At 71.6% G+C, this 20,083-nt stretch carries 18 protein-coding genes; 8 read left to right on the top strand and 10 right to left on the bottom strand.

Annotated elements, in window-relative coordinates; translation table 11 throughout:
- Positions 1-5: 5 nt before the first annotated feature.
- On the bottom strand, positions 6-1,148 hold the full coding sequence (locus OHA37_RS28795) for a 3-deoxy-7-phosphoheptulonate synthase (protein ID WP_266909469.1): 1,143 nt from the start codon (positions 1,146-1,148) through the stop codon (positions 6-8).
- A gap of 282 nt (positions 1,149-1,430) precedes the next feature.
- Here OHA37_RS28795 and OHA37_RS28790 point away from each other — a divergent pair, with 282 nt between their 5' ends.
- The 3 genes from OHA37_RS28790 to OHA37_RS28780 all read left to right on the top strand — a co-directional run bounded on the left by OHA37_RS28790 (position 1,431) and on the right by OHA37_RS28780 (position 4,711).
- Positions 1,431-1,922: a cupin domain-containing protein gene (locus OHA37_RS28790; RefSeq protein WP_266909468.1), complete on the top strand. Its 492-nt coding sequence runs from the start codon at positions 1,431-1,433 to the stop codon at positions 1,920-1,922.
- A gap of 65 nt (positions 1,923-1,987) precedes the next feature.
- The gene (locus OHA37_RS28785; RefSeq protein WP_266909467.1) at positions 1,988-2,959 is read left to right on the top strand and encodes an amidohydrolase family protein; all 972 of its coding nucleotides are present in this window, start codon (positions 1,988-1,990) and stop codon (positions 2,957-2,959) included.
- 54 nt (positions 2,960-3,013) lie between these two features.
- Positions 3,014-4,711 (top strand): FAD-binding oxidoreductase, encoded by a 1,698-nt coding sequence (locus OHA37_RS28780; RefSeq protein WP_266909466.1) that lies wholly within the window; start codon positions 3,014-3,016, stop codon positions 4,709-4,711.
- A gap of 106 nt (positions 4,712-4,817) precedes the next feature.
- Here the strand turns inward: OHA37_RS28780 and OHA37_RS28775 are convergent, their stop codons facing one another.
- On the bottom strand, positions 4,818-6,320 hold the full coding sequence (locus OHA37_RS28775) for an FAD-dependent monooxygenase (RefSeq protein ID WP_266909465.1): 1,503 nt from the start codon (positions 6,318-6,320) through the stop codon (positions 4,818-4,820).
- Between the two features lie 134 nt (positions 6,321-6,454).
- A complete protein-coding gene (locus OHA37_RS28770) occupies positions 6,455-7,951 on the bottom strand; it encodes an MFS transporter (RefSeq protein WP_266909464.1) in 1,497 nt (498 codons plus the stop codon).
- Positions 7,952-8,153: 202 nt separating this feature from the next.
- Here OHA37_RS28770 and OHA37_RS28765 point away from each other — a divergent pair, with 202 nt between their 5' ends.
- A complete protein-coding gene (locus OHA37_RS28765; RefSeq protein ID WP_266909463.1) occupies positions 8,154-8,495 on the top strand; it encodes an ArsR/SmtB family transcription factor in 342 nt (113 codons plus the stop codon).
- Positions 8,496-8,711: 216 nt separating this feature from the next.
- Here the strand turns inward: OHA37_RS28765 and OHA37_RS28760 are convergent, their stop codons facing one another.
- The 4 genes from OHA37_RS28760 to OHA37_RS28745 all read right to left on the bottom strand — a co-directional run bounded on the left by OHA37_RS28760 (position 8,712) and on the right by OHA37_RS28745 (position 12,237).
- A complete protein-coding gene (locus OHA37_RS28760; RefSeq protein ID WP_266909462.1) occupies positions 8,712-9,491 on the bottom strand; it encodes an AfsR/SARP family transcriptional regulator in 780 nt (259 codons plus the stop codon).
- A 279-nt stretch (positions 9,492-9,770) separates the two neighbouring features.
- Entirely contained in the window at positions 9,771-10,556 is a 786-nt protein-coding gene (locus OHA37_RS28755) for a ScbR family autoregulator-binding transcription factor (RefSeq protein WP_266909461.1), read from the bottom strand.
- Between the two features lie 142 nt (positions 10,557-10,698).
- Complete coding sequence (locus OHA37_RS28750; RefSeq protein ID WP_266909460.1) at positions 10,699-11,466, bottom strand: glucose 1-dehydrogenase; 768 nt, start codon at positions 11,464-11,466, stop codon at positions 10,699-10,701.
- A 75-nt stretch (positions 11,467-11,541) separates the two neighbouring features.
- Positions 11,542-12,237: an HAD family phosphatase gene (locus tag OHA37_RS28745; protein WP_266909459.1), complete on the bottom strand. Its 696-nt coding sequence runs from the start codon at positions 12,235-12,237 to the stop codon at positions 11,542-11,544.
- A 383-nt stretch (positions 12,238-12,620) separates the two neighbouring features.
- Between OHA37_RS28745 and OHA37_RS28740 the strand changes: the two genes are divergently transcribed.
- Entirely contained in the window at positions 12,621-13,613 is a 993-nt protein-coding gene (locus OHA37_RS28740; protein ID WP_266909458.1) for a ScbA/BarX family gamma-butyrolactone biosynthesis protein, read from the top strand.
- Positions 13,614-13,851: 238 nt separating this feature from the next.
- Complete coding sequence (locus tag OHA37_RS28735; protein ID WP_266909457.1) at positions 13,852-14,682, top strand: PIG-L family deacetylase; 831 nt, start codon at positions 13,852-13,854, stop codon at positions 14,680-14,682.
- Positions 14,683-14,764: 82 nt separating this feature from the next.
- On the opposite strand, the gene OHA37_RS28730 is transcribed toward OHA37_RS28735, so the two are convergent.
- Both OHA37_RS28730 and OHA37_RS28725 read right to left on the bottom strand, forming a co-directional pair.
- Complete coding sequence (locus tag OHA37_RS28730) at positions 14,765-16,192, bottom strand: sensor histidine kinase (protein WP_266909456.1); 1,428 nt, start codon at positions 16,190-16,192, stop codon at positions 14,765-14,767.
- Entirely contained in the window at positions 16,189-16,875 is a 687-nt protein-coding gene (locus OHA37_RS28725; protein WP_266909455.1) for a response regulator transcription factor, read from the bottom strand. The genes OHA37_RS28730 and OHA37_RS28725 overlap by 4 nt, the downstream gene beginning before the upstream one ends.
- Positions 16,876-16,948: 73 nt before the next feature.
- Here OHA37_RS28725 and OHA37_RS28720 point away from each other — a divergent pair, with 73 nt between their 5' ends.
- Together OHA37_RS28720 and OHA37_RS28715 are read left to right on the top strand one after the other, a co-directional pair.
- Positions 16,949-18,163 (top strand): UDP-N-acetylglucosamine--N-acetylmuramyl-(pentapeptide) pyrophosphoryl-undecaprenol N-acetylglucosamine transferase, encoded by a 1,215-nt coding sequence (locus tag OHA37_RS28720; RefSeq protein ID WP_266909454.1) that lies wholly within the window; start codon positions 16,949-16,951, stop codon positions 18,161-18,163.
- On the top strand, positions 18,160-19,212 hold the full coding sequence (locus OHA37_RS28715) for an SDR family NAD(P)-dependent oxidoreductase (RefSeq protein WP_266909453.1): 1,053 nt from the start codon (positions 18,160-18,162) through the stop codon (positions 19,210-19,212). Before OHA37_RS28720 ends, OHA37_RS28715 begins: the two co-directional genes overlap by 4 nt.
- Positions 19,213-19,252: 40 nt before the next feature.
- Here the strand turns inward: OHA37_RS28715 and OHA37_RS28710 are convergent, their stop codons facing one another.
- Positions 19,253-19,951 carry a DUF4328 domain-containing protein gene (locus tag OHA37_RS28710; protein WP_266909452.1) on the bottom strand — a complete coding sequence of 233 codons (699 nt, stop codon included), beginning with the start codon at positions 19,949-19,951 and terminating at the stop codon, positions 19,253-19,255.
- Positions 19,952-20,083: the final 132 nt, after the last annotated feature.

Here is a 20,083-nt window from a genome sequence, read left to right as displayed (position 1 = left end):
CCCCTTCAGCCGAGCCAGGCGGCGGCCACCGCGACGGCCTGCCGCGGGTTGAGGCGCGGGTCGCAGAAGCTCGTGTACTTGTTGCCGACCTCGTGCAGCCGGTCCTGGTCGGCCACGCACTCGGTGACCGCGTCGGGCGTGGTCTCCAGGTGGATTCCGCCGGCGACACCGCCCGCCCCGGTGACGGCGCGGTGGAACTCCAGGACCTCGCGCACCACGGTCTTCACGAGGCGCGTCTTGAGGCCCTCGGGGCCGCTGACGGTGTTCCCGTGCATCGGGTCGGTCAGCCAGATGACCGGGTGGCCGGCCTCCCGGACCGCCGCGACCAGCGGGGGGAGCTTCTCGCCGACCGTGTCGGCGCCCATGCGTGCGATCAGGGTCAGGCGGCCGGGCGTCTTGTCCGGGTCGAGCGCGAGGCACAGGGCCAGCAGCTCGTCGGTGGTCATGCCGGGGCCGACCTTGCAGGCCACCGGGTTCGACACCGCGGCCAGCAGTGCGACGTGCGCGCCGTCGACCTGGCGGGTGCGCTCGCCGATCCACGGCCAGTGGGTCGAGGCGAGCAGTAACCGGCCGTCGGCCCGCGTCCGCATCATGGGCAGTTCGTAGTCGAGCAGCAGCGCCTCGTGGCTGGTCCACACGGTGGTGTCGGGGCGCGGGCTCCGCTCGTCCCGGTGCCAGCCGAGGCCTTCGATGACGCCCCGCGCGGCTTCGTACCCCGTGAGCATGCGGGTGGGGTCGGGCTTGCGCAGCTCCGGGTCGGGCTCGGGGGCGTTGACCATGTGGCCCCGGTAGACGGGGAGTTCGACGCCTCCGACGATCTCGGTCGGCTTGGAGCGCGGCTTGCCGTACTGGCCGGCTATCCGGCCCACCCGGATCACGGGCTTGTGCGAGATCATCTTCATCGTGCCCGCCAGCACCTCCAGCAGGCCGGCCTTGCGGGCCACGCTGTCCGCGGAGGATTCGGCCCAGTCCTCGGCGCAGTCGCCGGACTGGATGATCTGGATGCGGCCCTCAGCGGCCTCGGCGAGCAGGGCGCGCAGTCCGTCGACGTCTTCGGAGTCGACGAGCGGGGGCAGAGAAGCCAGTTCCTCCCGTACCCGCCCGAGCTCCGCGTGTCCCGCCCATTGTGGCTGCTGAGCGGCTGGCAAGGATCGGAGGAATTCGTGGACACCGTTCACCTGGTACCTCCTGGGGTGAAGTGAGGCCGCCTCCGATCGAGTTCGGGAAAGCGGCCGCCGCCGACTCTGTACGAAGCGGGCGAGGAGGATCAAAGGCGATCGCGGGACTATGTCAGATGGCGTCGAATATCCGTTTGGACATGACTTACTGTTCCGCCCGCTGTTGTCCCGGCCCGGCGCCCGGCGGACACTCTGCTGGGCCATTCCGGGACAGGACGGGTGGCCCGAAAAAGCAGAGGACGGAGCGGCGCCTTGAGTTTCGAAGAACAGTGGTCGCGCAAGATCGTTCACGTACCCCCGGGCGAGGGTCCGAGCCGCTGGGCATTCGGCGACAAGTACACGATCAAATCGGGCGAGCACAACACCGGAAAGCACTTCTTCATGATGGAAGCGCTGGTCCCACCGGGTGGCGGCCCGCCGCCACATATCCACCACCACGAGGAGGAGGCGTTCTACGTCCTTGAGGGAAAGGTGGACATGTTCGACGGAACCGAGCAGCTGAAGCTGAACTCAGGCTCTTTCATCCACGTGCCCCGCGGCAGCGTCCATTCGTTCAAGAACGTCAGCGACGAGCCATCGAAACTTCTCATTATGTTCATGCCCGGCGGCAAGGACGGATTCTTTCTCGGCGCGGGAGTCTCGGCCGACGACAATGCACCGATGCCACCGGCCGGCCAATACGAGCTGGACGTGGAGCGGGCACTCAGGGTCGCCGGACAGTATGGCGATGAATATCTCTCGTAAATTTCATGTGAACGCCTTCCGAGAAGGCGACAAGCTATTCACGAACCATTAACGATGGAGCCCCCATGCCCGGACCGCACGGACTGATTGACGTTCACCACCACGCGATTCCCCCCGTCTACGCCGAGGCGCTCGGCGGGAAGACGGCCATCCCCGGCGTGGACTACCCGACCTGGACGCCCGAGGAGAGCCTGGAGGTCATGGACCGGCACGGCATCGACGCGGCCGTGCTGTCCATCACCGCTCCGGGCGTGACCTTCCTCGAAGGCGACGAGAGCCGCAAGCTCGCCCGCCGGGTCAACGAGTACTTCGCCGAGCTGATCCGTCTGCACCCCGGCCGCTTCGGTGCCTTCGCGGTCCTGCCGCTGCCCGACGTGGCCGCGGCGCGGGAGGAACTGGCCTACGCCATCGACGAGCTGGGGCTCGACGGCGTCGGACTGCTCACCAGCTACGAGGGCCGCTACCTCGGCGACCCCGAGTTCGAGCCGCTCCTCGCCGAGCTGACCGAGCGCGGCCTGCCGGTCCACGTGCACCCGATGACCCCGCCGTCGAAGGACCTCGCCACCTTCGATCTGCCGCCGTCGCTCTACGAGTTCACCTTCGAGACCACCCGCACGGTCGCCAGCCTGCTGTTCAACCGGACCCTCGACCGGCTGCCCGGTCTGCGGCTGATCCTGTCCCACGCGGGCGGCACCCTGCCGTTCCTGGCCCAGCGGATGACGTACGGGCCGACGATCGGCGCGTACCTCAAGGACCGCGCGCCCGAGGACCTCATCGGTTCGCTCGGGCGCCTGCACTACGACATCGCCATGTCCGCCACCGAGTACGCCCTTCCGGCGCTCACCAAGCTCGCCGGCACCGGGAACATCCTGTTCGGCAGCGACTTCCCCTTCATGCCCGCCGCTCACACCACGGAGAACACCGAGGGCTTCCGCGCCTTCCCGGGGTGGTCCGGCGAGGAGCGCGCGGCCATCGGCCGGACCAACGCGCTGAGCCTCCTGCCCCGCCTGTCCGAGCGGATCGAAAAGGCCTCCTGACGCCTCGGGACACCGCGTCACCACGCACATTCCACGAAAGGTTTGCCAACAGCGATGACAGACGTATCGAACGGCCAGTGGAGCCGCAGGCGGCTTCTGGGCAACGCGGCGGCGGTCGTCGGCGCGAGCGCGGCGATCACCGCGGGCGGCGCCCTCACCGCACGGGCCGCCGACTCCGCGACGGGCCCCGCGGCCGGACCGGCCGCGGAGTTCCCCGCGGCGAAGGTCTCCCCGACCGACCCGCGCTACCGGGACCTCGTGCGCGGCATGAACCAGCGCTGGACCGGCCGCCCCGAGAGCGTGCGGGTGGTGGACTCCACCGCTCAGGTCCTCGCGGTCGTCCAGGAGGCCGCCCGGGCCAAGAAGAAGCTCACCGTGCGCAGTGGCGGCCACTGTTACGAGGACTTCGTCTTCAACGCGGACACCCAGATCGTCCTCGACATGTCCGAGATGACCTCCGTCTACTGGGACTCCACGTACAAGGCCTTCGCCGTGGAGGCGGGCGCCACCCTGCTGGACGTCTACGAGCGGCTGTTCAAGGTCTGGGGCGTGACCGTCCCCGGCGGCATGTGCTACTCCGTGGGCGCCGGCGGCCACGTCAGCGGCGGCGGCTGGGGCATGCTCGCCCGCGAGCACGGCCTGATCGTCGACCACCTCTACGCGGTCGAGGTCGTCACCGTGGACGCGGCGGGCACCGCCCGCACCGTCCTCGCGACCCGCGAGGCGACCGACCCCCACCGCGACCTGTGGTGGGCGCACACGGGAGCGGGCGGCGGCAACTACGGCGTCATCACCCGCTACTGGTTCCGGTCGCCGAAGGCCACGGGCACGGCGCCGGAGCAGTCGCTCGTCAAGCCGCCGGCCGAGGTGTTCATCAGCGCCATCTCCTGGAAGTGGGACCAGGTCACCGAGGCGGCCTTCACCCGCCTCACCCGCAACTTCGGCGCCTGGCACGTCGCCAACGGGGCTCCCGGCGGCAAGTACGGAAGCCTGATGAGCTTCCTGAAGCTCAACCACAAGTCCAATGGCGAGATAGGCCTGCTCACCCAGCTGGACGCCACCGTGCCGGGCGCGGAGCAGCTCCTGGAGGACTTCCTCGCGGCGGTCACCGAGGGCGTCGACATCCCGCACGGTCCGGTCACCAAGGCCATGGGCGAGCACGGCCCGATGCCGGAGTACTTCACCCCGCAGCGCATGGGGTGGCTGCAGGCCACCCGCTACCTCGGCACCACCAACAGCACCCTGGTGGACCCGACGCTGCGCGGCGACTACAAGTCGGCCTTCCACAAGAAGAACGTGACCGACGCGCAGATCGCCGCCTTCTGGAAGCACCTCAACCGCACCGACCTGCACAACCCCGGCGCGATGGTGCTGCTCAGCTCCTACGGCGGCAACGTGAACAGCGTCAGCCCCGGCGCCACGGCCACCGTGCACCGGGACTCGGTCTTCAAGCTGCTCTTCCAGAGCTACTGGCCGTCCGCGGCCGACGACGCGGTCAACATCTCCTGGCTGCGCGAGCTGTACGAGGAGACGTACAAGACGACCGGCGGCGTCCCCGTGCTCGACGACGTCACCGACGGCTGCTACATCAACTACTGCGACATCGACCTGAACGACCCGGCCCACAACACGTCGGGAGTGCCCTGGTACACGCTGTACTACGGGTCCAACTACCCGCGCCTGCAGCAGATCAAGGCCAAGTACGACCCGGCGAACCGCTTCAACCACGGGCAGTCCGTCCGGCTCCCGTAGTCCGTCCGGCCCCCGCAGGAAGAGGGGCACGACGGCGGGCCCGCCCGGCACATCGCGTGCCGGGCGGGCCCCTCTCGTTCTCCGGTTCACCGCCGGCTCCCGGGGCTCATCGCTGGAGCGGTGCGCCGAACCAGGCGCGCAGCGCCGCCGTCAGGGCCCGCACGTCGTCCGGGCCGCCGGCCGCGCTCCACGCCGTGTAGCCGTCGGGACGGACCAGGAGCGCGCCGGGGGTGCGCACGTCGGTCACCGCGGAGAGCGTGGTGACCCGGTCGGCCCAGGGCCGGGCCGCTTCGAGCAGGTCGCCGCGACCGCCGAGGTCGAGGAGCAGTGGCCGCCCGCCGTGCAGCTGCTCGGCCAGGCCCGTCTGGGCGTCGCCGGTCTTGAGCGGGAGATCGGGGGCGAGCAGCCCGGCCATGGGGTCGGCCGGGTCGCCGATGTCGTAGCGCACCGCGGTGCCGCTGATCATCCCGCTGAGGTACTCGTTGACCTGGGGCATGTGCATCAGCTCGGTGAAGAGCTCGCGCAGCGCGTCGGTGCGCGGATCCGGGTTCATCAGCGCGACCTGGGCGCGGACGTTGTAGAGCACCTTGGCCGCGACCGGGTGGCGCTCCGCGTGGTAGGTGTCGAGCAGCGCCTCGGGGGCCCAGCCCTGCACCTGCGCGGCGAGCTTCCAGCCCAGGTTGACCGCGTCCTGGAGTCCCAGGTTCAGACCCTGGCCGCCGGCCGGGAAGTGGACGTGCGCGGCGTCGCCGGCGAGCAGGACCCGTCCGGTGCGGTAGCGCTCGGCCTGGAGGGCCGCGTCGCTGAAACGGGTCAGCCAGCGGGGGTTGGCCATGGGCACGGGGTACCCGGCGATGCGCTCGACCTCGTCCCGCATCTCGTCGAGGGTGACGGGCGCGCTCCGGTCCGCGTGCGGCCCGCGGAAGTCGTAGGTGGAGACCCGGCTGCGGCCGTACGGGTTGAGCCAGATCAGCGTCCAGCCGCGGGAGTTGCGCTGCCAGCCGGACGGGGCGCCGTACGGGTCGAGCAGCTCGACCTCGCCCATCAGCGCGCCCACCGTCGCGGGGGTGCCCAGGAAGTCGATGCCGCTGAGTTTGCGTACGGAGCTGCGCGCTCCGTCGCATCCGACGACCCAGCCGGCCGTCAGCGTCCGCTCGGCCCCGGCCTCGTTCCGGACGGTCAGCGTGACGTGGTCCTCGTGCTGGTCGAGGCCGACCACCTCGCTGTCGCGTTCGACGCGGGTGCCGAGCGTGGTGGCCCGCCGGGCGAAGACCTGCTCGGCGTAGGCCTGCGGGCTGCCGACCATGGCGGGGCCCTCGTGGACGACCGCCGACAGGTCGAGCTCGAACATCCCGCCGAAGTGGAACGGCACCGGCCCGCGGGAATGCCCCAGGGACTTGTGCGCTCCGGGCTGTACGGCGCCCAGCAGGCCGCGCCGGTGCAGTGTCTGCGCGGTGCGCGCGTGCAAGGTGCCGGCCTTGGACTCCCCGGTGGGCTCGGGCAGGTGTTCCAGGACCGTGGCGCGTACGCCGTACAGGGCGAGCTCGGCGGCGAGCAGCATGCCGACCGGGCCACCGCCGACCACGGCGACGTCGGTGTCCAGGGACATGGGGGACCTCCAGGTTGCTGGGTGGTGCTGTGCTGTGAAGTGGGCGCAGCGGGCGTCTTGGCGTCTTGGGCATGACGGAGGGGAAGCGGGCAGGTCGTGCGCCGCTTCCCCTCCGTCCAGCGGTGGTGACGAGATCACACCTTGGCGGGGGAGCTGACGGTGTGCTCCTCACCCCGCTGGTCCGGGGTCCCCTGGACGGGGGGCTGGGGGGCGGCCGCGGGCTTGCCGGGGAGGGCGAGCGAGATGAGCGCGCCGAGGAGGATGCCCGCGGCGGCGATGTAGACGGCGGTCTGGGTGCCGTCCGCCATGCTGGTCTTGAGCGCGTCGCCGGCGAGGCCGTCGATGTGGGCGTTGGCGATGGCGATCAGGATGGCGAGGCCGACCGCGCCGCCGATCTGCTGGGTGGTGGAGGCCATGCCGGAGGCGATGCCCTGCTCGTGCGGGGCCACGCCGGAGGCGGCGGCGATCCACATGCCGGTCCAGGTGATGCCCTGGCCGATGCCCGCGATGACGAGGCCGGGGACGACGCTCGCGTAGCCGGCGTCGGCGGAGATCGAGTAGGCGAGGACGGCGGTGCCGATCGCCCCGACGACGAGGCCGGTGACCAGGGTCGTCCGGGTCGCGGTGCGGGTGGCCATCCGCTCACCGATCTGGGTGCCCGCGGCGATGGAGAGCGAGGGGACGAGGAAGGCGAGACCGGTCTCCAGGGCGGTGAAGCCGTGCACGCTCTGGAAGAGGACGGTCAGGAAGTACGGCAGGGAGCTGAAGGTGCCCATGAAGATGAAGGTGACGGCCATGCCGACCGCGAGGCTGCGGTTGCCGAAGAGGCGCAGCGGCATCAGCGGGTCCTTGCTCTTCGCCTCGATGAAGGCGAAGAGGGCGAGCAGGGCCACGGCGACGACGGCGCTGACGATGATCTCGGCGGAGGCCCAGCCGCTCTCGGGGCCCTGGACCAGCACGTAGACCAGCAGGGTCACACCGAGCGTGGCGGTGATGGCGCCCGGCAGGTCGAAGCTGCGGCGTTCGGTGGCCTTCGTGTCGCGCGGCATGACGGCGAGGGCGGCGATCAGCACGATTCCGGCCAGCGGAACGTTGACGAAGAAGACCGAGGCCCAGCCGAAGGCGCCGGTGAGGACGCCGCCGAGGAGCGAGCCGAGGGTGAGGCCGGAGGCGCCGGCGCCGCCCCAGATCGCGAGCGCCTTGTTGCGCTCCTTGCCCTCCGCGAACAGGGTGTTGATCAGCGACAGCGTGGCCGGGAAGAGCAGAGCGCCACCCAGACCCTGCACCGCGCGGACCGCGATCATCGTCTCCGGGTTGCCCGCGAAGCCGCCGACCAGCGAGGACACGGCGTACAGGCCGAGGGCGAGGGCGAACATGTTGCGCTTGCCGAGCAGGTCCGCCGCGCGGCCGCCGAGCAGGAGGAAGCCGCCGAAGAGCACCGCGTAGGCACTGACCACCCACTGGAGCGACTGGTCGGTGAAGCCCAGCTCCTCGCCGATCTCCGGCAGGGCCACGTAGACGATGTTGAAGTCCAGGGAAATGATCAGCTGGGCGAAGGCCAGGAGAGCAAGAATCCAGCCGAGGCGGGGAGTCCCCGTGCCTGACGGGGAGGCGGAACGGGTGGCAGACATGGGGAGTGGCGACCTTTCCAGGACTCAACAGTACGACTGTGTACGTACAATTACTGTTCACGGATAGTCGTACGGTTCCGAGGTGCCTGTCAACCGGACCCGGAGGGTGTGTCAGGTCGCGAACGGTCCCCGGAGGCTCGCGCACAAGGACTGACCAGCAACTGTTCGACCATCCTTGGACATACGAGTTACTTTTGAAGGCATGACTGTCAACCACCCGACCAGGGACCAGATCAAGCTGGAGAACGTGTTCACCGCGCTGGGCAACCCCATGCGACTCACCGTGGTCCGCGCCCTGGCGGCCGGCGGCGAGTACCCGTGCGGAAGCCTGCTCGAAGGCGTCTCCAAATCCACGCTCACCCACCACTGGCGGGTACTGCGCGAGGGCGGCCTCATCTGGCAGCGCCCGTCCGGCAGAGAGCTGCTCCTGTCCCTGCGCCGCGAGGATCTCGACGTGCGCTTCCCCGGACTGCTGGACGCGGTCCTCGGCGCGATCTCGGTCGACGCACTCCCCCGCGCGGACAGCGCCCGCACCACTGGCTGATCCTCACCGTCTGTCCGGTCCGGGCGTCCGGTCCACGGCGTCGCGGACCGGACGCCCGGAGACATCGCGGACCCGGGGCCCGACCTGCTGAAACGACCCGGGGCCGACGCGCTCAAACGGTCCGGGGCCGGACGCGGCGAACCGGCCCCGGGCCGGACGCGCGGAACCGGCCCGGGGCCGAACACGGCCCGGAGCCGGACGCGGCGGACGCGGCGGTCAGGCCGCCCGGGGAGCCGGGGCGGTGCCCAGCAGGGCGGTGCGGCCGGCGGCCCAGACCACCGTCGCGGGTCCGCCGTTCGAGCGCCGCTCCGCCGCGAGGGAAGGGCCGCGCTGCGGTCCGACGCGCCGCCCGGAACGGCGCAGGGCGGCGAAGTACCGCTCGTCGAGGTGTCCGTGGCCACTGTGCCGTACGAGCAGGGCCGAGAGCTCGGCGTCCAGCTCGCAGTGGCGGCCCAGCGCCAGTCCGGCTTCCACCCACTGGCCGAGAACGGCGTGCCGGGTCTCCTCCAGGGCCGCGATGCGCTCGCCCAGCCAGGCGCCCGCGTCGATCCCGGCGAAGGCCGGTCCGGACCACAGGTCCAGGGCGCCGCGCAGCCGGCGGGCCGCCTTCTCGAAGTCTCCGCAGGAAATGGCCCGGTAGCCGGCGCCCGCCTCGCGCTCGAACTCGCGGAAGTCGCACCGACCGCCACCGGTGTCGAGAAGATACCCGCCGGGCACCGCCGACAGCACCGTGTCGGGAGTCCGTACCGCGCCCGGACCGGACTGCAGGGCGCCCGCGAGCTGCTCGCGCAGCATGCGCACGGCGGCGTGGGCGACGGCCCGGGTGTGCTCGGGCGGGGCGCAGCTGGTCAGCTCGTCGGCCAGTACCGACAGGGGTACGACCTGGTCGGCATGGGCCGCGAGGACCGCCAGTACGTGGCGGGCCTGCGGGGTGGCAGCCGCGATGGGAACCCCGTTCTCGGTGACGCGCAGCCCTCCGAGTACGTCAATGTCCACGGTTCCCTCCCTGGAGGCAAGACACAGCGACGCTGGGCGTCAGAAAAATAATACCCAGAAGGATTTTTTGCAAGGGATGGTTGGCCGGTATGCAGAACACACGGATCGAGACTCCCGCACGCGCGGACGCGCACATGCGGATGCACCGGACCAATGACCCTTTCCGGGCCCGTCCGGGCATCCGCACATCCGTCAGCGCCGGCGCCGGCTACGGCTACGGCTACGGCTACGGCTACGGCTACGGCTACGGCTACGGCTACGGCTACGGCTACGGCACCGTCAGGCGCGTGCCCCACCCGCGCGGATCTCCTCGTGCACACCGGCCGCCCGGGCCGACGAGGTCCACGGCTCGTCCTCGGTGACCGCCACCGGCGGCCGGGGCACGCCCGAGGCGCAGCCGTAATCACACGGGTGCGTCCCCTGCGGTCCGTACAGCGCCCTCGCACCCCGGCCCGGGGCCGTGTCCAGCCGGATCGCCAGGGACGGCACCACCAGGTTCGGCATGACATGGGTGTAGAGGGCCGAAACCTGCTCGTCCATGTCCATGCCGAGCATGTGGGACATCATGTTGAGCCCCGCGTAGGACCCCACGATCAGCCGCGCCGGCACGATGGGGTCCACGGTCGTCAACAGCTCGCCGCGGGCCTTGGCCTCCGTCATCAAGGAGAGGTGAAGCTCTATCCACGCCTCGTAAGGAGAGGCCCGGTCGAGGCTCAGGCCGGTCTGGTCCAGCGTGAGCCGCGCGCTCGCCCGCATCAGGACGTCGTGCCGCAACCGGTGCGAGAAGATCATGCCGGTGTCGACGAACTCCTGCACCTTGAATGCCTGGGGCATCGCGGTCGGGGCCGAGGCCACCTGGGCGTCGATCACCGCCTGGGCGAGGTGTTCCTTCGAGTCGAAGTGGAAGTAGAGCGCACCCTTGGTCACCTTGGCGATGTTGACGATGTCCGAGAGCTTGGCCGATTCATAGCCTCGCTCTTCGAACACCACGGCGGCCGCCTCCAGGATCGCCCGGCGGGTGCGCACCGCCCGGTCCTGCTTGACCTGCGGTCGTTCTGTCCTCATGTGATGCGACCTCTCCGCCCGGTGCGTCATGCCACTGCGCCCCCATTTCCGGGGCAATCAGCGGATGAGTCTTATCTCCCCCGCCATCCCTCGTACACCGGTGCTTTACATGCCCTCGGGTACGTTCTTACCAAGGGCAGTTTCACACCATGGAGAACCCGCCGTCCACCGGCATCGTCACACCCGTGACGAAAGAGGACCTCGCGCTGCACAGCCAGGCGGCGGCCTCGGCGATCTCCGCGGGCTCCGCGGTACGCGGCTGCGGCGTCCCCGCGTGCAGCTGGGCCTCGATGCCGGGCACGGCCGCGAACCACTGCTCGACCACCTCGGTGCGGGTGGTGCCGGGCGCCACCGCGTTCACCCGGATGCCCTGGGCCCCGTACTCGGCCGCGGCCGCCTTGGTCAGCCCGATGACCGCGTGTTTGGCCGCGACGTACGGGGCCGCCACCGGGGTGGCGAGCAGCCCGCCCACGCTGCTGTTGTTGACGATCGCCCCGCCGCCGGTCTCCAGCATCGCGGCGATCTCCGGGCGCAGGCAGTTCCACACCCCGCGCACGTTGACTTCCATGATCTCGTCGTACAGCTCGTCGCCCATCTCGTGCAGCGGCGTGCGCCCCACGCCCCAGCCGGCGTTGTTGAAGGCGCAGTCCAGCCGGCCGAACTCCTCGACCGCACGGGCGACGGCGGCCTCCGCGTCGCCGCGCCGGGTCACGTCCGTCACCACGTACGCCGCCTGCGCGCCCTGCGACCGCAGCTCCTCGGAGAGCTCCTTGATCCGCTGCTCGCGCCGGGCGGCGAGCACCACCCGCGCGCCCTCCCGCGCGAACACCCGGGCGGCCGCGGCGCCGATGCCGCTGCTCGCGCCGGTGATCAGCGCGACCTTGCCCTCCAGTAGACCGTTCCCCTGCATGTCCGTTCCCTTCATTTCACGCCTTCGCACTCGGTGTGCCGCTCCGCACCGGTGGGTACGGCGGCCGCTTCGGCTTCAGGCCGCGCGGCTGGTGCCCGCACCGGCCCGCGCGTCCACCGCACGCAGGAGTTCCTCGTCGATCTCGCCGAGCGAGCCGACCAGGTTCCGCACCCCGGCCTGGCGCATCTGGTGCCCCTGGAAGCCGTGTTCGAAGGTACTGGGGTGCCCGATGAAGGGAACACCCAGGTCAAGGGCAGCCGCGGCCACACGTGCCACGTCGTCCACGAACAGCGCCTGGGAGTGGTCGAGGCCGAACCAGTCGACCGTGATCTCGTGGATGCCCGGGCGGAAGGTGTCCGTGCTGATGTAACCGGGGCCGTCGAAGAGGTGCGCGACGTGCCCCAGGTAGCGGTCGAAGTGCTCCTTGTCGAGGCCGCCGTAGCAAACGGTCTGCAGCCCGAGGCCCCGGAGCCGCAGCAGGAGTTCCTCGACCCCGTCCATCACGTGCAGCGGGTGCTCGGCCAGATAGGCGGCCCGCTCCTCGAAGTACGCCTCCAGCACGCGCTCCGGGGGCCAGTCGACCCCGGCGGCCCTGGCCAGGGCCGGCGCCGCGACCGCCCTGGGCTGGGAAAAGATCGAGCGCTCCACCTCGCCGTCGTAGGTTCCGCCCCGGCGGGTGATGAACCCGTGAATGACCGGGCTGAAGGTGTCGTTGAGCAGGACACCGTCGATGTTCAGGGCGGCGAGCCGCAGGTGCTGCAGGGGGCGCATGGCGCTCCGATCACGCGGGGGAGGGCCGGCGCAGACGTTTTCTGGACTCCGAATCAGCCGCGACGCGAGTGCACTCGGTAGCCCCCCGAAAAATACCCAGCAGTATCCGCGTTGCTCTGCACCGGGAAAGATACCGGACGTCAGTTGATTCTCGCCAGGCCGGATGATCTCGATCATGCCCGATAACTCACGCCACAAAATGGTGTGATGGCGAGCATTCACCGCAACTCATCCACCCCGGCGGCAATTTGTCCTGTGCCTTGCGTCACTCTGCACGGACGCGGGGGTGCGCTTCGGTCAAGATCGATCCCATAATCAAACTCGGAAGTACGTACTCTGACCCCCGTAGAGGTTTGCTGTACTCGTCCACGATGAGGGACTTCATGATCACGACCCTGGAACCGACGGACTTCACCACGTCTACTCCGGCCGAGCACTGCGCGTGTCACGCCCAGACGGACAACAAGCTGGCCGCCACGGTTCCGAGGGCACTCGTCCACCGGGCGGCAGTCGCCGAGGTCTTCCTGACCGGCATGTGCCGCATCGCCGATGACCGCTTCCACATCAAGGCCCAATGGCCCCGCGGCCACAGCTTCTTCACCCCCGTGGCGGGCACCCACTACGACCCGATGCTGATCGCCGAGACCATCCGGCAGGTCGGCGCGTACCTGGCCCACCAGGCCTTCGAGGTACCGATCGGACACCAGTTCCTGCTCTGGTCGCTGGAGTACTCCACCGTCCCCGAGCAACTCGTCATAGGCGGGGCCCCCGCGGACCTCGACCTCATCGTCACCTGCCCCGAGATACGCCGTCGGGGCAGCCGGCTCACGGCGCTCACCTACGAGGTGGTGATCCGTCAGGATGAGCGGGTCGTGGCCACCGGGCGCGTCGGCTACACCGTCACCTCTCCTGCCGTCTACGAGCGGCTGCGCGCCAAGCAGCTGGCCACCGAGCCGGAATCGGTGCTCGGGTCCGCCCCGGTCGCGCCCGCCGAGGTGGGCCGGTTCTCCCCCTTCGACGTCGTCCTCTCCGCGTCCTCCGCCCCGGGGGTCTGGGAACTGCGCTACGACATCCGTCACCCCGTGCTCTTCGACCACGTCGGCGACCACGTGCCCGGCATGGTCCTCCTGGAGGCCGCCCGCCAGGCCGTGACCATCGACGCCGAAGCCGGCGTCATGCCGGTCTCCGTCATGAGCACCTACCAGCGCTACGCCGAGTTCGGCACCCCGCTGTGGATCCACGCGGAACCCGTCTCGGCGGAACTGGGCGGCACCGCGGCCCGGTCGGTCCGGGTCACGGGCTTCCAGGACGGCGAGCGGGTCTTCGAGGCCGTCGTCGTCACCGAGCCGGTCGGATCCGTTCCGCCGCCGTACTGACGGGTGCCGTGGCGGCCGTACTGACGGCCGCCACGGCCCCTCCTGCGGACACCGGGCGGCCGTACCGGGAACACCCGGTACGGCCGCCGCGGTTGTACGGACCGAGGGACCGGCGCCGCACGGGCGGGGAACACGGACACCGCGAGGTCGTCCGCCCCACCGGGATCCGGGCCCCGGGACCGCGGCACGTCCGCCGCGCACCCGGACCAAGACGTACGTCCGCAGGAGGACTCTTTTCATGGCTGACCGGCCCTTGACGCTCATGGCAGTGCACGCCCACCCCGACGACGAGGCCACCGGAACCGGCGGGGTCCTCGCGCGGTACGCGGCGGAAGGCATCCGCACGGTTCTCGTGACCTGTACCGACGGCCGCTGCGGTGACGGACCGGGGGGCACGAAGCCGGGCGGCCCCGGGCACGATCCGGCGGCCGTCGCCGCCATGCGCCGTCGAGAGCTCGACGCGAGCTGCGGCGTCCTGAAGGTCAGCGACCTGGAGACGCTGGACTACGCCGATTCCGGAATGATGGGCTGGCCGAGCAACGACGCCCCCGGATCCTTCTGGCAGACCCCCGTGGAGGAGGGCGCCGCCCGGCTCGCGGAGCTCATGCGGCACTACCGACCCGACGTGGTCGTCACCTATGACGAGAACGGCTTCTACGGCCACCCCGACCACATCCAGGCCCACCGGATCACGATGGCGGCGCTGGAGATGACCTCGCTGACGCCGAAGGTGTACTGGACGGCGATGCCCCGCTCCGCGGTGCGGCAGTTCGGCGAGATCATGCAGGAGTTCGAGGACATGCCGGAGCCGGATCCCGCCGAGACCGCCGCGCTGGCCGAGATCGGCCTCCCCGACGACGAGATCACCACCTGGGTGGACACCCTGGCCTTCAGCGGTCAGAAGTACGACGCGCTGGCCGCGCACGCCAGCCAGGGCGAGAGCATCTTCTTCCTCAAGATGGGCAAGGAGAGGTTCGGCGAGCTGATGGGCACGGAGACCTTCGTCCGCGTCAAGGACTCCACCGGCGCGGCCGTACCCGAGAACGACCTCTTCGCCGGCCTGCGCTGACCCCTTCCCGCCCGGGCGCGGTGAGGGCCCCGAGGAGGGGCAGGGCAGCGGGCAGGGCAGGGCAGGATCCGAAGGAGGCGGCCTACCCCGGGGCCGCGAACGTCAGCCGGAACAGCGCGCCCCCGCCCGGGGCGGCCTCGGCCACCAGCTCCGCCTCGTGGGCCCGGGCGATCTGCCGGGCCATCGCCAGCCCGAGCCCCGACCCGGGCAGCGCCCGCGCCGCCCCCGCCCGGTAGAACCGGTCGAAGACGTACGGCAGATCCGCCTCCGCGATCCCCGGCCCGTGATCCCGTACGGTCAGCTCCGCGCGGCCGTCCCCCCGAACGGCCAGCGCCACCTCCACCTCCGCCCCCGCCGGGCTGAACTTCGCCGCGTTGTCCAGCAGGTTCCCCAGCAGCCGGCTGAGCCGCGCCGGCACCCCGGGGACCACCACCTCCACCACCTCCCCCTCCTCCCGGGACGGGGACGGCGCCCGCACCCGGAAGGCCACCCCCGGCCAGTGCGCCCGCGCGGCCCCCGCGCAGTACTCCACCAGCGGAGCCAGCCGCACCTGCTCCACCAGCAGCTGCGGCTCCTCGTCGCGGGCCAGCTCGATCAGGTCGTTGACCAGCCCCGTCACCTCCCGCAACTGCCGCCCGAGCGCCAGCGAGGCCCGCTCCCGCTGCTCCGCCGTCAGCCGGTCCCCCCGCGCCAGCAGCTCCGCGTTCGTCCGCAGTGCGGTCAGCGGGGTCCGCAGCTCGTGCGAGGCGTCCGCGACGAGCCTGCGCTGCGCGGTGACGGACTGCTCCAGTTCCCCCAGCATGGTGTTGAAGCTCCCGGCGAGCCGGGTGACCTCGTCCTCGCGGCCGCGCCCCGGAGGCGGCAGTTCGATCCGGTGCCTCGGGTCCCGGGTGGCGGCGATCCGCTCGGCGGTGGCGGTGAGCCGGGTGACCGGAGCCAGACCCGTCCGCGCGACCCAGTAACCGAGCAGCGCGGCCAGCAACACCCCGGCGGCGGCGGTGACGGCGAGCCGGCGGGCGGCCCGGTCGATGCCGGTCTCCACCGAGTCGGAGCGCACGGCGACCTGGAGGGCCCGGCCCTTGAGGAAGTCGGTGGTGAGCATCCGCGCGGGATGCCCCTCGACGACGATGTCCGTGTAGAAGGGGGCCCGCTCCCGCAAGGCCACCAGCCGGGTGGCCGGGGCCACGGGCATCCGGTACGCACCCTCCCCGCCGGCCGGGTCCTTGCGCGCCTCGGCCGGGACGATCTGGACGCAGGCGGGCGCGGCCAGGTACCGGCAGTCCCAGGCGGCGGTCCCGGGCGGGGAGTCGCCGTACTGCTTCGCGGCGAGCCGGGCGGCCTGGGTGAGGCTCAGGTCGAGCTGCTGGTAGAGCGCGGCCCGCCCCTCCAGGAAGGCGGCGGTGCACACGCCGAGCGCGACGAAGGCCACCGCCGCCGTGACGGCGAGCGCCAGCCGGGTCCGCAGCGGCCGCCTGCGCCGCCACCGCGCTCCGAGCCCCCGCCGGCTCACGCGGCGTCCAGCCGGTAGCCGACCCCGTGCACGGTGTGCACCAGCCGGGGCTCACCGCCGGCCTCCAGCTTCCGGCGCAGGTAGCCGACGTAGACGGCCAGGGAGTTGGAGTCCGGCCCGAAGTCGCGGCCCCACACCAGTTCCAGGATCAGCTCGCGCGGCAGCACCTGCCCGGGGTGGCGCAGGAGCAGTTCGAGCAGCGCCGACTCGGTGCGGCTGAACTCCAGCGGCCGCTCGCCGCGCCGCCCGGTGCGGGTGGCGGGTTCGAGGACGAGGTCCCCGTACGCGAGCACGGGCGCTCCCCCGGCCTGCTCGTCGGGGGCGGCACGCCGCAGCAGGGCCCGCACCCGGGCCACGAGCTCGTCGAGCGCGAACGGTTTGACCAGGTAGTCGTCGGCGCCCGCCTCCAGCCCGTCGACCCGGTCGCTCACCGCGTCCAGGGCCGTGAGGACGAGGACGGGCGTACGGTCGCCCACCGCGCGCAGTTGCCGGCACACGGCGAGCCCGTCCAGCACCGGCATCATCACGTCGAGGACCACCGCGTCCGGCTGCCAGAGCGCCACCTCGGAGAGCGCGGCCAGCCCGTCGGCCGCGCCGCGCACCTCGTACCCCTCGACGGCGAGGCCGTCCTCGACGGCGGCCCGCACCTCGGGCTCGTCGTCCACCACCAGAATCCGCTGCATGCGGCAAAGCCTCCCAAATGCTCCGGGAGAACCTCTTAGAACCTTCTTAGGGCGCACCGGAAGGCTTGCGTCCATGACCTCCTCCCCCTCACGTTCCGCCTCGCCCCGGTCCCCGTACCGGCCGCTGTCCGTCGTGATCGGCGCGGGTGGCACCGGCGGCCACATCTATCCCGGCCTCGCCCTGGCCCAGGCGCTGCGCGCCGCCGTCCCGGACGCCGTGGTCTCGTTCATCGGCACCGAACGCGGCCTGGAGACCGAGCTGATCCCGGCCGCCGGCTACCGGCTGCACACCGTGGACATGATCCCCTTCGACCCGGCGCTGGGCGCCAAGCGCTTCCTCCTCCCGGCAGCGCTGATGCGCTCGGCCGGGCAGGCACGGGCCGTGATCCGGGCCCAGGGAGCGCAGGTGGCCGTCGGCATGGGCGGCTATCCGAGCGCGCCCGCCGTGCTCGGGGCCCGGCTGGCCGGGCTGCCGGCGGTCATCCACGAGTCCAACGCGGTACCGGGCCGGGCCAACCAGTTCGCGGCCCGCCTCACCCCGCACATGGCGGTGGCCTTCGACCGCAGCCGGGAGCACCTGGCGGGCGGGGCCCGGGCCCTGACCACCGGAATGCCCATCTCCGCCGAGCTGTCGCACCTCGCCCGGCTGACCCGCCCCGAGCGGGCGGTGCTGCGCGCCGGGGCCCGGCGGGAGCTCGGGGTGCCGGACGCGCGGCGCCTGGTGGTGTTCAACGGCGGCAGCCTGGGCGCCGTGCGCCTGACCGCGGCGGCGGCCGGGCTGGCGGCCGCCTGGCAGGACCGGGAGGACGTGCAGCTGCTGATCAAGACGGGGCCGGCGACGCTCGCGGACACCGTGGCCGGGCTGGCCGCCTCGGGCGGGCATCGGATCGCACGCGCCGTGCCCTACCTGGACCGGATGGACCTGGTCTACGCGGCCGCCGACCTGGTGGTGTGCCGGGCGGGCTCGGCGACGGTGGCGGAGCTCGCGGCGACCGGCGTCCCCGCGGTGCTGGTCCCCTACCCGTACGCCCCGGGCGACCACCAGACCCACAACGCCCGGGTGCTGTCCGACGCGGGCGCCGGCCTGCTGCTGGCGGACGCCGAGGCCACGGCCGGCCGCCTCGCGGAGCTGCTCGCCCCACTGCTGGCCGACCCGGCGCGGCTGGCGGCGATGGCCGGGGCGGCCGACCCCGGCCCGCACGCACGGGCCGCCGACCTGCTGGCCTCGCAGGTCCTGCGGGTCGCCGGCTTCCCCTCCTTCTCCCCCACTCCCCTGGAGCTCGTATGACCACGCACACCCCCACCCCCACCCCCACGCTCACGCTGACCCCGGCGCGCACCCCCGCAGACTGGACCGGCCGCACCGTCCTCGTCACGGGCGCCGAGGGCTTCATCGGCTCCACCCTCGTCGACCTGCTGGTGGCGCGCGGCGCGAAGGTGCGCGCCTTCGTGCACTACAAGCCGTACGCCGAGAAGGGCCACCTGGCCCGGTACCTGGCCGACCCGGGCGGCCCGGTGGAGATGTGGGCCGGCGACGTCCGCGACGCGGGCCGGGTCAGCGACGCGGTGGCCGGCTGCGACACGGTCTTCCACCTGGCGGCGCTGATCGGGATCCCGTACAGCTACGCCTCGCCCGGCGCGTACGTCCAGACCAACGTCACCGGTACGGAGAACATGGCCGAGGCCTGCCGCCGCCACGGCGTGCGCCGCCTCGTCCACACCTCCACCAGCGAGGTCTACGGGACGGCCCTGACGGCCCCGATCTCCGAGAGCCACCCGCTCCAGCCGCAGTCCCCGTACTCCGCTTCGAAGATCGGCGCCGACATGATGGCGCTCTCCTTCCACCACGCGTTCGAGCTGCCGGTGACGGTGGTCCGGCCCTTCAACACCTACGGCCCGCGCCAGTCCGCCCGCGCGGTCATCCCCACCATCCTGGCCCAGCTCCACTCGGGCGCCCGGGAGATCCGCCTGGGCTCCCTGACCCCGACCCGGGACTTCACCTACGTGACCGACACCGCGGCCGGCTTCCTCGCGGTCGCGGAGTGCGACCGGGCCCTGGGCGAGGTGGTCAACCTCGGCACCGGCGAGGAGATCTCCGTCGGCGACCTGGCCCGGGCCCTGATCACGGCATCGGGCCGGGACGCGGAGGTCGTCGTCGACCCGGCCCGGCTGCGTCCCCCGGGCAGCGAGGTCCAGCGCCTGCTGTCGGACAACTCCCGGGCCCGCGACTGGGCCGGCTGGAAGCCCGAGGTCTCCCTCCAGGAGGGTCTGACCCGCACCTCGGAGTGGATAGCCGCCCACCTCCACCTCTTCGCCCCGGACCGCTACCAGGTCTGAGGCGGGGCCCCGGCGGCCGGAACCACGTCCGGCCGCCGGGTCAGGCGGCGGCGTTCGGCCCGTGAGCGGCCCTGACCCCCTGCAGCGCGGTCAGCTTGCGCACGAAGAGGACGGCGAGCACGGCGGCCGCCACGGTGGTCAGGTCCGCCGCCGCGCCGAGGGCGAAGTATTCGCTGAACTCCTCGGCGCTCTCCGGCTGGTCCTGAAGCCGGAGGTAGATCCCGAGCACCCAGCTGAAGGAGTACAGCACCCACCAGGCGGTCACCGGGGAAGACGAGATCCGGCGGAAGGAGCCGTCGGGCGCGTTCTGGACGCTGGCCTCCCAGGTCTCCAGCGCCACCCGGTACGGGAGCACGAAGTTCGCGATCGGGACGAACCAGCCGCCGATGGCCCAGCCGGCGCTCTGACTGAAGCCGTCGGGGCGGAACACCTGGCCGTTGAGGCGGACCCGGTGGAACCACACGAGGAAGACCACGCCCAGCGCCAGCCCGAGGAGATTCCACCCGGACGCGAGCACCATCTGGAAGTTGTCGACCTGGTCGAGGCGGTCCTCGGCGACGCTCCCGGGATCGGCGATCAGGTCTTCCATCAGCTGCCGGGCGTAGAAGCCGGACCCGGCCGACAGGAGCCCGACACCGGCTTCGAGGGACAGCAGCACGGTCAGCGCCCTCGCCAGGCCCTCCGGGGAACGGAGCCCCCCGACAGACTGCGGCAGTGGCGTCGCGGACAACTGGGACATGACGAAGTACCCCCCACGGGAACGTATGACACGTAAAGGGGCCACCCTTCGGGCGGCCCGAGCCGACCGAAGATAAGCCATGCCCGAGCCCAGCGTCTACGCCTTCCCATTGCGCGGGCGAACGAGGAAATC

This window comes from Streptomyces sp. NBC_00335 (genome assembly GCF_036127095.1).
Classification (GTDB): Bacteria; Actinomycetota; Actinomycetes; order Streptomycetales; family Streptomycetaceae; genus Streptomyces.
This window is presented reverse-complemented; position numbering and strand designations above follow the sequence as displayed.

Excerpts from the sequence above, each read along its gene's own strand:
- OHA37_RS28785 (WP_266909467.1), top strand. The coding sequence starts at position 1,988 with ATGCCCGGACCGCACGGACTGATTGACGTTCACCACCACGCGATTCCC.
- OHA37_RS28780 (WP_266909466.1), top strand. The coding sequence starts at position 3,014 with ATGACAGACGTATCGAACGGCCAGTGGAGCCGCAGGCGGCTTCTGGGC.
- OHA37_RS28775 (WP_266909465.1), bottom strand. The coding sequence starts at position 6,320 with ATGTCCCTGGACACCGACGTCGCCGTGGTCGGCGGTGGCCCGGTCGGC.
- OHA37_RS28770 (WP_266909464.1), bottom strand. The coding sequence starts at position 7,951 with ATGTCTGCCACCCGTTCCGCCTCCCCGTCAGGCACGGGGACTCCCCGC.
- OHA37_RS28765 (WP_266909463.1), top strand. The coding sequence starts at position 8,154 with ATGACTGTCAACCACCCGACCAGGGACCAGATCAAGCTGGAGAACGTG.
- OHA37_RS28755 (WP_266909461.1), bottom strand. The coding sequence starts at position 10,556 with ATGAGGACAGAACGACCGCAGGTCAAGCAGGACCGGGCGGTGCGCACC.
- OHA37_RS28750 (WP_266909460.1), bottom strand. The coding sequence starts at position 11,466 with ATGCAGGGGAACGGTCTACTGGAGGGCAAGGTCGCGCTGATCACCGGC.
- OHA37_RS28745 (WP_266909459.1), bottom strand. The coding sequence starts at position 12,237 with ATGCGCCCCCTGCAGCACCTGCGGCTCGCCGCCCTGAACATCGACGGT.
- OHA37_RS28740 (WP_266909458.1), top strand. The coding sequence starts at position 12,621 with ATGATCACGACCCTGGAACCGACGGACTTCACCACGTCTACTCCGGCC.
- OHA37_RS28735 (WP_266909457.1), top strand. The coding sequence starts at position 13,852 with ATGGCTGACCGGCCCTTGACGCTCATGGCAGTGCACGCCCACCCCGAC.
- OHA37_RS28725 (WP_266909455.1), bottom strand. The coding sequence starts at position 16,875 with ATGCAGCGGATTCTGGTGGTGGACGACGAGCCCGAGGTGCGGGCCGCC.
- OHA37_RS28720 (WP_266909454.1), top strand. The coding sequence starts at position 16,949 with ATGACCTCCTCCCCCTCACGTTCCGCCTCGCCCCGGTCCCCGTACCGG.
- OHA37_RS28715 (WP_266909453.1), top strand. The coding sequence starts at position 18,160 with ATGACCACGCACACCCCCACCCCCACCCCCACGCTCACGCTGACCCCG.
- OHA37_RS28710 (WP_266909452.1), bottom strand. The coding sequence starts at position 19,951 with ATGTCCCAGTTGTCCGCGACGCCACTGCCGCAGTCTGTCGGGGGGCTC.